The organism is Sphaerospermopsis aphanizomenoides BCCUSP55 (assembly GCF_001586785.1).
Classification (GTDB): domain Bacteria; phylum Cyanobacteriota; class Cyanobacteriia; order Cyanobacteriales; family Nostocaceae; genus Sphaerospermopsis_A; species Sphaerospermopsis_A aphanizomenoides_A.
Genome location: NZ_LUFH02000076.1, coordinates 1 through 15908, shown reverse-complemented (window position 1 = coordinate 15908; position 15908 = coordinate 1). Strand labels below are relative to the sequence as shown.

Genomic DNA, 15908 nt, shown 5'->3' with positions numbered 1-15908 from the left:
ACTTGAGCTATATTTACAACATCATTCTAACCTGATACTATACCAGAAGTATCACTATGATTTCTGCCTTTGCCTCACCATGTCAGCATCTACAGAAGAATCTCAAAATAATATTACTATCAGCGACCAACCTGCGGGAAAAGATAGTCTAGGGTTGACACCCTATGTCATCGCTATGACTGAATTTTTAACCCATCCTGACACCAAACCACCGCTAACTATTTCTATTGAAGGTGAATGGGGTAGTGGTAAATCTTCTTTTATGAAGCAACTGGAGGAACAAATAAAAGTCAAGTCGAAAGAGGTGAGGGAGAAAAAGTTAAAAGAAGTCTGGGAAAATCTGAAAATTGACAGCGATTTGTCAGAAATATGGCAATTTTTACAATTAAGATTTGGTCAAGAAACTCAAACAGTTTGGTTTAATGCTTGGAGACATGAAAAAGCTGAATCTCTTTGGGCGACTTTTGCCATATCTTTTTTAGAAGAAATATCTAGAAATCGTGATTTATCTGATTGGATACCTAATATATGGAGTTCTTTTATACTATTTATAAATCGCTTGGAAGTAAAAGAAAAGCCGATTAAATTTTTCGATACCGTAGTTAGCAGTAGTGTAATTGTTAGTATTATTGTAGCCTTTATATATGTTGGGTTTTTCAAAGTAGGTTATTCGGGGATTTCTAACTTTTCTGAACAGATAGTAGAACTTTTAGAAAAGTCAGAAAAATCGAAGGATGAAGACAAGGAAGAGAAACAAGACAGTCAACCAAACAATCAAGAAAATAAGCAAGATAAAAAAGACCAGCAACCACAAAAGACAGCAGATAAAGAAGAAAAGAAAGATGATAAAAAATCTGAAGATAAAAATGCAGATAGTTTACTAACTCTCTCATTATTAGTTGGTGGTGCTGGTGGTTCATTAGCTGGAGTAGGTAAACTTCTTTCTAAATTAAAAGAATTAATTGGTGATCCGAAAATGGATTTAACTCAATATCTGGAATCACCTGATTATAAAAGTCAAGTTGCTTTTGTAGAAAAGTTCCATGAAGACTTTAGAAAAATTGTAGAAGCTTATATAGGAGTAGATGAAAAAGTTTATGTTTTTATTGATGACCTAGACCGTTGTGAATTGGGTAAAGCGGCTGATTTGCTACAAGCATTAAATATGATGATTTCCAATGACCCCCAGATAATTTTTATCTTGGGTATGGATCGGGAAAAGGTAGCAGCAGGAATAACATATAAACAGAAAAATGTACTTCCCTATTTAGCTTCTATTAGAGGAAACAACCAAGATACACCAGGAAACCATAATTTAAGCAAGAAATTGGATTATGGTTTTAGTTATTTAGAGAAGTTTGTGCAATTATCCTTTACACTTCCTAAACCTTCGGAAAATAGTTTAGATGGCTTTTTCGCAGAACTATATTCTACTCATCAGGTAAATAAAGATTTACCCATAAAGACATTTTTTGGGATTCCTTATAACATTATTCCTAAAACAGTTGATTAGTTCAAGTTACAAATAACTGTAATCAAGAAGATTTTGAATAAAAAATCATCACCAAATAACACAACAGTAGCACCAGCAAATAATCAAGAAGAGACAACACCTAACCGTCCAGATTTAGCCATTTTTCCCATTATTAAAAAAGATTTAGATAAAAAAGAAGAAACAGAAATGGGGAAAATGGTTGCTCCTTTTCTTGACAATAATCCCCGTCGATTGAAGCAGTTTATAAATAGACTAAGGCTACAAACATATATGTATTATTATTCCATTGGAGTTAAATTAGAGAAAGAGCAAATAACTCAATATCAATTAGGTAAGTTTATGTCAATTACTATCCAATATCCCCGTCTTCTATATGAACTGCAAAAAGATAGGGAACTACTTACTAAATTAGAAAGTTGTGCTATTGATAAATTCAATCAATCTAAAGGAGTCAATGATTCCCAGAATACTGAAACTACAGGCAATAATCAGATGGATACCAATCACGGTAATCCACATTTCTGGGTAAACACATACCCAAAACTAGCAGAATTACTTTGCTATGGAAAGGATGACAATGATAATTCAGATGATAGGATTAGTCTTAAATATGAATATAGTCTGAAAAATGAAGGGATAAAAAAACTCCTGGAAGTTTCACCAAAACTCTTTGAACTACCTGCTAAATATTTCAAACTGCGGGAGTTTCTAGAAGAGAAAAAATGGAGAGAGGCAGATGAAGAAACACTAAATGTTATGCTCAAGGTAGCTAACCGAGAAAAACAAGGCTACTTAACAGTAGAAGATATCGACAATTTCCCCTGTCACGACCTCCACATTATTGACCAACTTTGGGTAAAATACAGCGAAGAACGCTTTGGCTTTTCTGTCCAAAAGAAAATTTATCAAGAATTAGGCGGCACAAGAGAATATAATGAGAAAATATGGCAAGATTTTGGCGATCGCGTAGGATGGCGAAAAGACGGAAGGTGGTTGATGTATGATGAACTAACTTTCACCACAGAAGAAGGCGAGAATGCCCAAAGGGGTCATCTCCCAGCAAAGAGGTTGAGAAGGGGTTCGGTCTCCGGTTGGTATCTCTTCTTCTCTCGCGTCGAGACTTGTAAAGTGTAACCTGTAAGCATTACATAAAATTGTTAAGAATTATCAACAAGCTATTTTTCACGAAGTCATGCGCTGTCTGGCTTTCCGATACCTGGCACTGTCAGCTAGTCTAGCTTTTGTGTTGGTGGGTGGTAACAGTTAGCAAAAACAAACTTTTCTGCCACCGCTTTCACCTCGTCGCTGGCCTCCTCCCAGTCATCCCAAGGCAACCTCATTTGTCCTGGTGAGTGCTTCTTCCCCTTCTTTCCCGTTACCTTTAGTCCTGCCAAAAGCTTGCTTCCCCAATGGTTTTTTGATTCTGGTTTTGCTTTTGGCTTGTATTTTTTGCAGAAACCACGATATCTAGCTGCACACTCATCCAAACTCTTACCCAGTGCTAAAAATGCCGGATGCCATTGAGTTAAACCATCTTCACCTAAACGGTCATAAATGCCATAATTGCTAAAATCATAGAAAAATCCGGTCTGCATTCCTGCGGCTTTAGGATTAGCGTGAATGTAGCGTAAAGTGTTTAATGCGCGTTTATGGTCAGATTTATCAAAACCTGTGCTATGGTAGCGTTTTTCCCAAAAGTGTCCAGTCCGATTAAGCATTCGATTAAAGCACATAGCAGTATACCAATTTAGCCAGTGCATAATTTTGGGTAAATCTTCAGGTTTGGCAGGTTCTAATAGATAATGAACATGATTGCTCATAATACATAGAGCATAAAGTTTAAACTTGTATTTATTGATAGCCTTATTAATTGCATATAAAAATACTTCCCGACATTCTAATCGAGTCAGTCTAAACTCACGATTGTTGCAACGAGTTGTGATGTGATAACAGTATCCGGCTTGTATTTGGCGTTTATTTCGGGGCATAATTTACAACAATTTTGGTAAGAGACCAAGAAATAAATTATCTAATCTTGTGGGATGGGCTTCTAGCCCGTCCGTGTTCAAGGGGCAGGCAAGATGCCTACCCCACCAAAATTACAATAATTAATTGAATATTTTTTTATTTGGAAGTCCCTAAAAATCAGAAAAATGACACGCTTTATCCATGACCAATTTTCCAAACAATATCTTACAGAACTATTCACACCCTACGGTGAAGTAGAAATGAGTAAAGATATCACTTCCGAAGTGAGACAAATTGATGTATTCTTTACTCCCACATCTCCAGAAAACATAGAAGAATTAGGACTGTTAGGAAAAATGGGGATTTATGCAGCATCGGTCATATTTGAACCATTCCGTAACGCAGTCAGCAAAAGTGAAATTCGCAGTTGCATGGGTAAACTATTTGATATTCATGCAGAAATAGAAAGACAAAGCAAACGCAACGATACCCGAATTAATGAAACCGAACTACCCCATTTATGGATATTTACACCCACAGCATCAGAAGACATTTTAGCTGGTTGTAATGCTACTGTAGATGTAGAAACATGGGGTCAAGGAGTTTATTTACTCGGTCAAGTCTTAAAAACTGGCATTGTGGTCATACATCAACTACCCAGTACACCAGAAACAGTGTTTTTGAGAGTATTAGGTAGAGGAAAAGTCCAAAGACAAGCAGTGGAAGAATTAGAAGCACTAGCTAAGAATAATCCACAGTTGGAGAATGTTATAAAATTAGTAAATGACCTAATTGCCATGTTATCCGCACGTCAACAAAAAGAAAAAGATATTGATCAAGATGATCGGGAGTTGATTATGAAATTATCAGAAATGTATCAACAATTATTAGAAGAACTCAAGGAAGAACAACGACAAGAAGGAAGACAAGAAGGAAGAGAAGAAGGAGAAATAAGAGAACGTCGTGCTATGGTGGAAAGTATTTTACAAGTACGGTTTGGAGCAGTTGATCCTGAATTAGCAAACATTATTGATCAAGTAATTGCTATGTCCAGGGAAGAATTTACTCCCTTGCTTTTAAATTTATCTCGTGCAGATTTATTAGCGAGGTTTACAAAATAGCTACAAACTAGCTATTCAAAGATTAATAAAAATCAACAAAAATCAAATGGTGAGATGATTATTATTTTTAATTTCTCTCACCTTTCACCTGTCGGCTACTTAACTATCCTTTCTTGATATTCAGCTTCAGTCATCAATTCCTCAGTAGATTCTACCCTGTCTAAAAATACCTTTCCTTCTAAATGGTCATACTCATGTTGAAAAATTCGGGCAACAAAATCAGTTAATTCTTGTTTTTGAATATTTCCATTTCGGTCTGTATACTCTACTTCAATTCTTTGATGTCTAGGAACTAATCCCCTAATTCCGGGAACACTTAAACAACCTTCCCAGCCTTTGACAATTTCCGTTGAATGACTGATAATTTTTGGATTTATCATTGCTGTTGGTTGCATTTCCGGTGCATCTGGATATCTGGCGTTAGGACGGGAAGCAACAATAAATAAACGTAATGATTCAGCTACTTGAGGTGCAGCAATTCCCACACCGTTAGCTTGGGAAACAGTCAATATTAAATCATCAATGAGTTTTTGAATATGCTCATCATGAATATTTTCAACCCAAGCCGCTTTTTGGCGCAATGTAGGATTGCCTAATTGAATAATTGGTACTGTTTCACCCATGATAAACACCCTTCATTTAATTTTCACTGAATTTAAATAAACAAGTTATGCCAAAAATTAATTTTCAGAACGAACTGGTAAAGGTGCAGGTTTGACTGTAACCTGAGCCGTTTTTCCATTCCGGTCTACTTGAACTTGGAGAGGAGTACCAATTTGACTATTTTCTACTAGCCTTTGAACTTCTTCTACTTTAGTAACAGGTTGATTATTAATGCTTTTGATCACATCCCCAGGTCTGAGTCCACCAACTGCGGCTGGTGATTCAGGAACAATTCTAACTAACAAAACTCCTTGGTCTGCGACTAAATTAACTCTATCACCAAATCTACTAATTATTCTTTCCTTGAGTTCTGGTGTTAAGGTCGCCATTTGTACTCCCAAATAAGGATGATCTACCCTGCCTTTGCTAATTAATTCTTGAGAAATTTTCTGTGCCGTATTAATAGGAATTGCAAAGCCTAAACCTTGAGCGCCTTTAATAATAGCTGTGTTCATGCCTATGACTTCACCACGAGCATTTAGCAATGGGCCACCAGAGTTTCCCGGATTAATTGCGGCATCTGTTTGTAAATAATCTACCCGTTTATCAATCGCACCAATATCACTACTAGAACGGTCTGTTGCACTGAGAATTCCTGAAGTTACAGTATTATTTAAACCTAGAGGATTACCAATAGCAATTACCGCTTCTCCTGGTTGCAAGTTATTGGAATTTCCTAGAGCTAAAGCTGGTAAATTATTAGCATCAATTTGAATTACTGCCACATCTGTTACTGGGTCTTCTCCCAAGACTTTACCATCAAAAGTCCGTCCATCTTTGAGTGTAACTGTAACTTTATCTGCACCATCTACAACATGAGAATTGGTTAAAATTTGTCCAGATGAATTAATAATAAATCCAGAACCGCTACCTCTTTCTACTCTTTGTCTTTCTTGTGGGATTCTGTCACCAAAAAATCGGCGGAAAAATGGATCAGAAAATTGATCTGGGGCTTGAGATGTGACGGTTCTAGCAGAATCAATGCGTACAACAGCACCGCCTACTTTTTGTACTACTCCGACTACAAAGTTAGGGTCGCCGGAGGAGGCAATAATAGCAGGTGGCATAATTACTGAAGTGGGAGCAGTAGTCTTTTGGACTTGAGCAATACTCTTTTCTACTTCTAAGGTTCTGCTATTCAGGTTAGAACAGCTACTAAGAAGCACTGCGGTTAAACCAGTGATTAATATCCACCCTCTTGGTTTAGTTGCTGATGTGTGGGTTAAAAACTTGGTATCAATATTTGTGGGTGCTAAGTGATTGTTATTTGTCTTCATATTTGCTTTATTCTCCGTGTTAGTCAGTGGATGCTAGGATATTACCTACCTGGTTTATACCAGAATGATTACAGTTTAAAGTTAAACTATTGCTTGTTCATATTTTCTATTGTGGCGATTAGCAGCAAAGGTTGTAAATTATGGAAATTCCCATAGACAAGCTGTGGAGTCAGGTGCTAGAGCGGTTACAGCTAGAGCTATCTCGTCCTACCTTTGAGACTTGGATCAAAACTGCTAGTGCGACGCAACTAGAAAATAATTGCTTGGTGATATGTACTCCTAACCTGTTTGCGAGGAATTGGCTTCAGAAGTATTACATCAACACTATTGCTAATGTCGTGCAAGATATTGTGGGTTATCCAGTAGAAATTTACATTACGGTGGCTCAAGGTGATGAAGTTTCTCCTTTGGCTAAACAAGAGGTAGGTTGGGAATTACCAGCAGACAATCTCATAACCCCAAATGTGTCCAAAAAACAACAAAAAAATACAGAATTAAATTCTAAGTACGTTTTTTCCAGATTTGTGGTTGGTGCTAATAATCGTATGGCTCATGCCGCTGCTTTAGCAGTAGCAGAATATCCCGGTAGAGAATTTAATCCTTTATTTTTATGCGGTGGTGTGGGTTTGGGGAAAACTCATTTAATGCAAGCTATTGGTAATTATCGCTGGGAAATTGATCCGGATTCTAAAGTATTTTATGTTTCGACTGAGCAGTTTACTAATGATTTAATTACGGCTATTCGTAATGATAGTATGCAAACTTTTCGGGAGCATTACCGGGCGGCAGATGTTTTGTTAGTTGATGATATTCAATTTCTGGAAGGGAAAGAATATACTCAAGAAGAATTTTTTCATACTTTTAATACTTTACATGAAGCTGGTAAACAAGTGGTGATTGCTTCTGACCGTCCTCCTAAACAAATTCCTAGCCTGCAAGAACGCCTTTGTTCACGGTTTTCAATGGGTTTAATTGCGGATATTCAACCACCGGATTTAGAAACACGCATGGCGATTTTACAGAAAAAAGCTGAGTATGAAAATATTCGATTACCCAGAGATGTGATTGAATATATCGCTTATAATTATACTTCAAATATTCGAGAGTTGGAAGGGGCATTAATTCGGGCGCTGGCTTATATTTCTATTTGGGGTTTACCAATGACGGTGGAAAATATTACTCCAGTTTTAGGCACACCTAGCCAGAAGACGGAATCAACACCAGAGGTCATTTTAAATGTAGTAGCAGATTTTTTTAATTTATCAATTGAAGATTTAAAAGGTAATTCTCGCAAAAGAGAAATTAGCTGGGCTAGACAAATTGCTATGTATTTAATGCGTCAATATACAGGATTAAGTTTACCAAGAATTGGTGAGGAATTTGGTGGTAAAGACCATACAACGGTGATGTATAGTTGCGAAAAAATTACCCAACTGCAAGAAACAGACCGGACTTTAGCTCAAACTTTAGGTCAATTGAGCGATCGCATTCACATAAATAGTCGTTATCAGAAGTAAGTGTTTGGAGGATATAGCAGGTGACAGGTGACAGGTGACAGGTGACAGGTGACAGGTGACAGATTTAAAAGGCTATTACGGTCTAGGTTTTATCATCTGTTGATGTCCTTACTTTGGCTGTTGCGATATCTCAAATCTTTTTTGAATAAATTTTTTACAGGAGTCCTAGGCTCTATTACAAATTATTTCAACGTCGTTGTACCATTCGCATAAAAGCTGCACCTGTCACCAATGCCGCCAATTGTCCCCAATAACCAAGATTACTCACACCACCAGGAATATTTAAACTCCCAATGCCATAAAATGACTGCTGAATAAACCACCAAAATAAATATAAAAATGCGGGAATATCAACTGGAATAAAGATAAAAATTAAAGGTAAAACAGAATATATTTTGGTTTTTGGATATTTGATAATATAAGCTCCTAAAATAGATGCGATCGCACCATTAGCCCCAATTACGGGAACTGTTAACTTTGATGCCATAAAAATTTGGATCATTCCAGAAAAAATACCAGCAACTATGTAAAGCAATAAATATCTTTGTTGTCCCAAAATCCTTTCCACTGTCTTACCAAAAACCCATAAAAACAGCAGATTACCTAAAATTTGACTAAAACTACTATGCAAAAATAGCGAAATCGGTAGAGCAAGTAAACGCCAGAATACAACTATCCAAGCTGCTGAATTATAAAAAATTGCATTTGTTATTGCTGTATTGGTCTGTTCGGGAATTATCCCCCAAGTATTAACAAAATCGCCTAATTTACCGCTAGTATCGAGTTGCAGTTCCCAGAAAAAGATCAAAATATTCATGCCAATCAACCAAGAAGTAATAATTGGCTTTTTCCAACTCTGAATGTTATCACTAATAGGAATCATGATAATTCGTAATGCGTAATTCGTAATGCGTAATTCGTAATTCGTAATTCTAAATTCTACATTCTACATTCTAAATTCTTAACACCCTACACCCTCTTCTTCCCCAGTCCCCAGTTTGCTGTGGCAAGATTGTAATGATGTAATACTGCACTTGACTAGACAACGGAAATGATAGGAAACACACTTGTTGGAAGATACCAAATTATTAGCCGCTTGGGAGGAGGGGGATTTGGCGAAACTTACGTTGCTTATGATACTCATTTACCTGGTTCACCTCAGTGTGTTGTCAAGAAACTCAAGCCTCAGTCGGCCAATACGGCAACTTTGGAAATAGCTAGAAGGTTATTTGATACAGAAGCGCAGGTTTTATATAAATTAGGAACTCATGACCGCATTCCCCAACTTTTAGCATACTTTGAAGAAAATGCTGAGTTCTATCTTGTCCAAGAATTTATTCCCAGTCAGGATTTAAGTCAAGAGTTACCACCAGGAAAAACTCTCTGTCAAGATGAAGTGATTTTGCTGTTACAAGAAATTTTAGAAATTTTAGATTTTGTGCATCAACAAAAGGTAATTCACCGTGATGTGAATCCACGCAATATATTAAGAAGGGAGCAAGATAGTAAGTTAATTTTAATTGATTTTGGGGCAGTTAAAGAAATCACTACTCAAGTAATTACTCCCACAGGTCAAACTCAATCTACTGTTGCTATTGGTACACCTGGTTATATTCCTGGAGAACAAGCACAAGGATCACCAAAATTAAGTAGTGATATCTATGCTTTGGGAATTATTGGTATTCAAGCTATCACCGGACTATTACCTCACCAATTAGCAAAAGATCCAGATACTAATGAAATTATGTGGCGTGATTATACCAAAGTGACACCAGAATTTGCAGAATTTTTAGATAAAATGGTTTGTTATGATTTTCGTCAAAGGTATGCTTCAGCAACTGTAGCCCTAGCAGCACTAAGAGAATTAATTAAACCTCTTTCTGGAACAATAGTCTTCAGTCCTGCTGCTCAAATTAATAATATCAAACCTCAATCATTTAACAAAAAATTATTGATCCAATTAACATTAGGTATATTGTTACTGGGAATGACGGGAACAGCATCAATATATATTTTCAACAAAATTAATTCTCAAAATGCCACAGAATTATATAACCAAGGAAATACACTTTTACAATTACAACGTTATGAAGACGCACTGGCAATTTATGAACAGGTAGTGAATATAAAACCTACTTATCCTCAAGGATGGTATGGTCAAGGTAAAGCATTATTTAAACTAAAAAAATATCAAGAATCACTCATAGCTTATGATAAAGCAATTCAACTTCAGCCTGATTATTTGGAAGCTTGGACTGATAGAGGTTTAGTATTAGCAAGTTTACAGCGATATTCAGAAGCAATTTCTGCTTTTGATCAAGCTTTACAAATCAAAGATGATTATCCAGTATTGTGGAATGCTAAAGGTGACGCTTTCAGAAATTTACACCAATATAATAATGCTATTAAGTCTTATGACCAAGCAATTGAATTACAACCAGAAAATTATGATTTTTGGTATAAAAAAGGCTTATCCTTGCAAAACCTCCAACAATATGATGATGCAATTACAGCTTATACAAAAGCAATAGAACTAAAACCAGACTATACAGCAGCTTTGTATAATTTGGGGAATTCTTTAGTCAATTTAAACCGCTATGAAGATGCTTTAAAAGCATACAGTCAAGTGGTGCAGTATCAGCCAAACCATGATCAAGCTTGGTCTTCTAAAGGCAATATTTTGATTACTTTACGACGATATACAGACGCAATTGATTCTTTTAGACAAGTGATTAAATATAATTCTAGTAACTATCAAGCTTGGTATAGTTTGGGATGGTCATTACATCAAAGTCAACGCTATGCAGAAGCAATAGAAGCTTACAATCAAGCTATTTCTTTAAGAAAGAATAACTATCTAGTGTGGTATAATTTGGGTAATTCACAATATAACTTACAACAATATGAAGAAGCTCTAACATCTTATAATAAGGCAGTTCGCTACCAAAAAAATCATTATGAAAGTTGGTACAGTAGAGGTAATACTTTATTAAAGTTAGAACAATATCCAGAAGCTAGATATTCTTATCAACAAGCTATTAAATACAAACCGGATTACCAACAAGCAATAGAAGCACTCAAGCAAATAGAAAGTCAATTACCACAGCAAAAGTCCCGCCCTGTCATTGTACCGACTTTGCGATCGCCTATAGCAGGTGACAGGTGACAGGTGACAGGTGACAGGTGACAGAGTTAAAAGGCTTTTACTGTCTACGTTTTATCATCTGTTGATGTCTTAACCACCTTAGCTGTTGCTATAATACAAATTTTTAGAGACTATTAAATAACTTTAAATAAGATTAAACCAGAGAAGCCCAATAAATTAAGTTGAACCTTACTAAGTGCTGATATTGATTTCCTGTGGATAATCTGGTGAGGGAAAATATGCAGTTTTGCTATTTGAGTCTATCTGGCCAAATTTAGTGGATTGATTAATAACAGACATTTTTTTCTGTTTGACCATTCTTTGAATTTTTTCTCGAATCTGCTGCTTTTCTTTATATTCTCTCAATTTGATTTTAGCTTGATAATAAACTTCGCTATCTTGGGGAATTTTTTCGAGAAATTTGATGGCACTAGCGAAGTCATTTACTAAAGCTTTTTCATAGGCTTTATGTAAATAAAATCCGGCTCTCATTTGTCGTTTTTGATTGTATTCAATCAACTTTTTTTGGACTATAGCACCCGCAGAAGTTTCAGGAGGAATTTGACGTAAATATTCTAAAGCAGCCGCAAAATCCTTGCTTTCAGCTTTTTCATAAGCTAAATTTAATAGCTGATGTGTTTCTGCTTCTAGGTCAGCTTGGGTTTGTTCAATTATTTTTTCTCTTTTAGAACGCCAATATAAAGTGTGAGGAATTTGCGGAACAACTCGCATTGCTTCTGACAATTTACCTTCATTTAAAGCTTGTTCAGCTACTAAATAATTTTCTGTATCAGTTTGCCATTGCTTTTGCCATTCGGCAATTGTATCTTGAGCTTCTGGGTAGACATTACTGTATCCAGGAATAGATTTAGCTAAATTAATAGCTTGTTCTAAATTCCCAGATTGATATTCTGCTATGGCTTGAGATAAAATTCCTGTTTCTGAGTGGGATTGAGAGTTACTAGCTAACGCATATACTCCCACACCAACCACTAAAGAATTAATCATAATTCCCCATCGCATTCCTGCTAATAATGGTTCTGATTTATGATTTTGATTTTCAACAGGTTTTGTTTGGGAAATTGTGGGAGGTTGGGGGGGGACAATTACTTCTGTTTGATGTTTCCAGGTAATGTGCTGAAATACCCAGATTGCTTCGCTGGCGGACTGAAAACGCTCTTGATAATTATAGCGAATCATTTGACTGATAAAAACTGTCAGATAATCATCAATTTCCGTATCGTCAGCATACCAAGGCAAATCATGTTTAGCAGGGTCAATTTTTAATTGCAGCGGTGTTAATCCTGTTAGACCTTGGAGAGCAATCATTCCCAAAGCATAAATATCACTATTGGGTTGTGTTTGACCAAGAAATTGTTCTGGTGGTATGTAACCCAATGATGTTACGGGAATTTGGGAAATGGGTAATTCTGTATCAGTGCTAAAGTCAATCGGTTGAATTGAACCAAAATCAATTAATACTAATTTCCCATCACTATAACGTCGAATTAGGTTTTCTGGTTTGATATCACAATGAATGAATCCTTGAGAATGAACAAATTCAAGAATACCTAAAGCATCTTCGAGAAACGCCATAGCTTCGGCTGTAGTCCATTTGTGTCCCTTTTGTTGATTTTGTTTTAATTCTACAGATAAAGGTTGTCCAGAAATATATTCCTGTACTAAATAAAATCGCTCATTTTCTTCAAAACAGGTGATAAGTTGAGGGATTTGATCATGCTGTCCTAAATGCTTAAGAGTTTCAGTTTCTGTCAGAAACCGTAGTCTCAAGTAGTCAAAGTATGAATTGGATTGATAATTGTTAACTTTTAGCTGTTTGACAACATATCTGGGTTTTTCTGGATAGTCTACATCTTCAGCAATATAAGTTTGTCCAAATACCCCTGCACCAAGGCTTTGAATGATTTGGTAACGTCCTTGTAACAATTGAGAGACGGTTGGCTGAGTCATAAGTTCCTTACTGAGAAATTCTTACATAAGTTGTTACCTACCTCTTCTGAATTTCCTAACTGTTTCCGGAATACCGAAAAATAATTCTTTGTAGCTTTAAATTAGGGATAGTTCCAAAAATTCCTACTTGTTAACTGGTGTATTGCCTAAAAAATCAGCAAAAGTGACGTAATATCAAGGATTATCAGCTTTAGACGTGCATGGGTGACATTGGGAGAGATGTGAAATAAACTACACATAATTCACGCTTATTTCCCAAGTGCCAAGATTAATTATGCAATATTTTTACTAACTATCACTGTGCTTTAAATTACGTTTAATGATAAGGGGTCTGAGGTAGTAGGGGTCTGAGGTAGTAGGGGTCTGAGGTAGTAGGGGTCTGAGGTAGCAGGGTTTTATCTCAAGTATTTACAGATCAAAAAGTGATATCTAACGAGAGCGATCGCTATTAACATACGGATTTAATCAGATACATCAGTATTTCAACCCATTTGGGAATTTTGGTTGAAACCAATTTGGGAATTTTGGTTGATAATTGTTGATTGATTTCATTAGGAAGTCTAGAGATTTAAATCCATGACAACTTGTACCCCTGGTTATATTTTGGGGATGCTATTTGCGAAATATTTCTTAACAATTAACAATTAACAGTGATCAGTTGTTAGGGACTTCCAGAAATTAAATTATTCAATGAGTGAGAACCAATATGAGTATGAGATTCTTCCTCCCCAGCGCCCCCTGCTTCCCCTGCTGACCCAAACGATGGAATATTTTTTTAGTTGGAAGTCCCTGATTCTCCCCCTACACCCTACAGCCTATTCCCTATCTGTTAACGGTTTAACGACTTTAGCGATCGCTTCTTGGATGAATACTTTGATAAACTCATCTCGGCGGTTAATCTGAAACTGTTGCTGTACTACTTCTGTCATCCCTCCATCACCCCAATCTTGGTCGTGACGAAAATATTCTATAAAGCTTTTACCGGCAATACGCGTTAAATAAGCTGCTGTTACGCCTTGAATAGCTCTGCCAATAATGAAAGTAGCAACATGAAGTTGCAAAGCAGTAGAAAGTAATTCAATTGCACCCTTAACTATGCCTAAACCAGCAATAGTTTTGCCTAAAGATAGGGCTAATTCTCGCCCCCGTTCCATATTCAAATCACAACCGTAAACTCTACCAATTTCTACTACCATTTGAGCGTTAACTGCGGCTGTGGCGAGTAAATCTACAACTGGTAAAGGAGTGACAGAAACCACACCAGCCCCAATCCATTGATATCTATCAACAATTTTATCAGCTTGACGGCGGCGCTGGGAATCAATCAATTTTCGGGCTTCTTCTCCTAACCGCAGAGATTGTAAGAGAATATTATCTGCAACTAAATCTTCACCTTCAGCCCGTAAAACAGAAGCCATGCGTCGCAACAGGGGGACAATATCTGGTTCTGGTTGGAACATTTCCCCAGTTTCTAATTGTGCGGGTTGGGGATTAGCAGCGATCGCCACCACATCATTACTAGCAATAAATTCTCGTACCCGATGCCGCAACTTGGACAAGATAGCTTCCTTATCTTCTTCTATATATAAATCAGTTTTATTCAGAACCAAGAGCGATCGCTTACCAATTTCTGCTAAACCTTTCAACGGCTCATATTCAGAACGCCGTAAATCATTATCTACCACAAATAACAGTAAATCAGCTTCCGTCGCCAAAGCCCTAGCCAGTTGTTCTCGTTCTGTTCCTGCTACCCCTGCTTCTAAAATTCCTGGTGTATCAGTAATTAAAATTTTTCGTTCTAATCCCTTTAAGCGCAAACAATAGGTTTCACCTACCTGGGTTGTACCCATTGGTGCATTCACTTCACCCACTATCCGCCCCATAATTGCATTCACTAAGGAAGTTTTACCAGCACTCCCCGTCCCAAACACCACGACTTGAATTTCTCCCCTGGCTAAATTCGCTTCAATTTCCCTCGTGCGACTCAGTAAAGCTTGACGGGTAACTTCATCTTGAATTTGTGCTACCTGTTGACGCACAGCTTGAAGAGTGCTAGAAGCTGCATCAGATTTAGCCGCAGGAATTTGGCTAGGAGTAACTCGTCTACGATGACGGCGTGATTTTTCCTCACCTGTTCTCAAAACCAACACATAATATATGAAGGCCGCAACTAATCCTCCCAAAAGCAGAATCAGCAGTAACAGCAGCAGATTACCTAATAGGGGAGAATAGGATAACTGCCAGTACAGCCGTGACAGTGAATCAATCAGCCACAGGGCCAACCCCAAGATAATAATCAGACCAACAATGATAGTAACTATGCGGGACAGAGGCATGAATGGCAAAACAGTTAGCAGTTAGGAGTAAAAGAAGGTAGGAGGTAGAAGACAGAATTTATTTTTCTCACTCACACCCTACACCCTACACCCTTCTTTCGATCTTACATAGTCCTGATCAACTGCGAACACCAATTACAGCAGCTTTCAGCAGTCAGCGGTCGGCAGTCAGCGGTCAGCAGTCAGCAGTACAACCCTTTTGGTGCAAGACTTTGTCATCAAAATTTGTACCTTTATCGGACTTACGCAAAATAACGAAAAATCAGGTTTTTGGGACTTCCAGAAAATAAATTATTCAATGAGTGAGAACCAAGATGAGTATGAGATTCTTCCTCCCCTACGCCCCCTTCGCCCCCTGCTTCCCCGGCTGACCCAAACCATGGAATATTTTTTTTAGTTGGAAGTCCCTTTGTAG

11 protein-coding genes are annotated in these 15908 nt (G+C 37.1%); 5 read left to right on the top strand and 6 right to left on the bottom strand.

What is annotated here, in order from left to right:
* Window positions 1-79: 79 nt before the first annotated feature.
* Window positions 80-1513 (top strand): P-loop NTPase fold protein, encoded by a 1434-nt coding sequence (locus A0J48_RS18515; protein WP_200325629.1) that lies wholly within the window; start codon window positions 80-82, stop codon window positions 1511-1513.
* A gap of 33 nt (window positions 1514-1546) precedes the next feature.
* Window positions 1547-2629, top strand: a complete 1083-nt coding sequence (locus A0J48_RS18510; protein WP_234301012.1) for a GUN4 domain-containing protein — start codon at window positions 1547-1549, stop codon at window positions 2627-2629.
* 95 nt (window positions 2630-2724) lie between these two features.
* On the opposite strand, the gene A0J48_RS18505 is transcribed toward A0J48_RS18510, so the two are convergent.
* The gene (locus tag A0J48_RS18505) at window positions 2725-3483 is read right to left on the bottom strand and encodes a transposase (RefSeq protein WP_200325627.1); all 759 of its coding nucleotides are present in this window, start codon (window positions 3481-3483) and stop codon (window positions 2725-2727) included.
* A gap of 165 nt (window positions 3484-3648) precedes the next feature.
* Between A0J48_RS18505 and A0J48_RS18500 the strand changes: the two genes are divergently transcribed.
* Complete coding sequence (locus A0J48_RS18500) at window positions 3649-4584, top strand: RpnC/YadD family protein (RefSeq protein WP_200325625.1); 936 nt, start codon at window positions 3649-3651, stop codon at window positions 4582-4584.
* A 95-nt stretch (window positions 4585-4679) separates the two neighbouring features.
* On the opposite strand, the gene def is transcribed toward A0J48_RS18500, so the two are convergent.
* Both def and A0J48_RS18490 read right to left on the bottom strand, forming a co-directional pair.
* A complete protein-coding gene (gene def, locus A0J48_RS18495; RefSeq protein ID WP_200325623.1) occupies window positions 4680-5207 on the bottom strand; it encodes a peptide deformylase in 528 nt (175 codons plus the stop codon).
* A 57-nt stretch (window positions 5208-5264) separates the two neighbouring features.
* Window positions 5265-6524, bottom strand: a complete 1260-nt coding sequence (locus tag A0J48_RS18490; RefSeq protein WP_200325621.1) for an HhoA/HhoB/HtrA family serine endopeptidase — start codon at window positions 6522-6524, stop codon at window positions 5265-5267.
* A gap of 140 nt (window positions 6525-6664) precedes the next feature.
* Between A0J48_RS18490 and dnaA the strand changes: the two genes are divergently transcribed.
* Window positions 6665-8041: a chromosomal replication initiator protein DnaA gene (dnaA, locus tag A0J48_RS18485; protein WP_200325619.1), complete on the top strand. Its 1377-nt coding sequence runs from the start codon at window positions 6665-6667 to the stop codon at window positions 8039-8041.
* 187 nt (window positions 8042-8228) lie between these two features.
* Here dnaA and A0J48_RS18480 read toward each other — a convergent pair whose 3' ends face one another.
* A complete protein-coding gene (locus tag A0J48_RS18480; protein WP_200325617.1) occupies window positions 8229-8924 on the bottom strand; it encodes a rhomboid family intramembrane serine protease in 696 nt (231 codons plus the stop codon).
* A 168-nt stretch (window positions 8925-9092) separates the two neighbouring features.
* Between A0J48_RS18480 and A0J48_RS18475 the strand changes: the two genes are divergently transcribed.
* The gene (locus tag A0J48_RS18475) at window positions 9093-11207 is read left to right on the top strand and encodes a serine/threonine-protein kinase (protein ID WP_200325615.1); all 2115 of its coding nucleotides are present in this window, start codon (window positions 9093-9095) and stop codon (window positions 11205-11207) included.
* Between the two features lie 171 nt (window positions 11208-11378).
* Here the strand turns inward: A0J48_RS18475 and A0J48_RS18470 are convergent, their stop codons facing one another.
* Window positions 11379-13157, bottom strand: coding sequence for a serine/threonine-protein kinase (locus A0J48_RS18470; protein WP_200325613.1), 1779 nt, complete (start codon window positions 13155-13157; stop codon window positions 11379-11381).
* A gap of 815 nt (window positions 13158-13972) precedes the next feature.
* Entirely contained in the window at window positions 13973-15493 is a 1521-nt protein-coding gene (locus tag A0J48_RS18465) for a YcjF family protein (protein ID WP_200325611.1), read from the bottom strand.
* Between the last annotated feature and the right edge of the window lie 415 nt (window positions 15494-15908).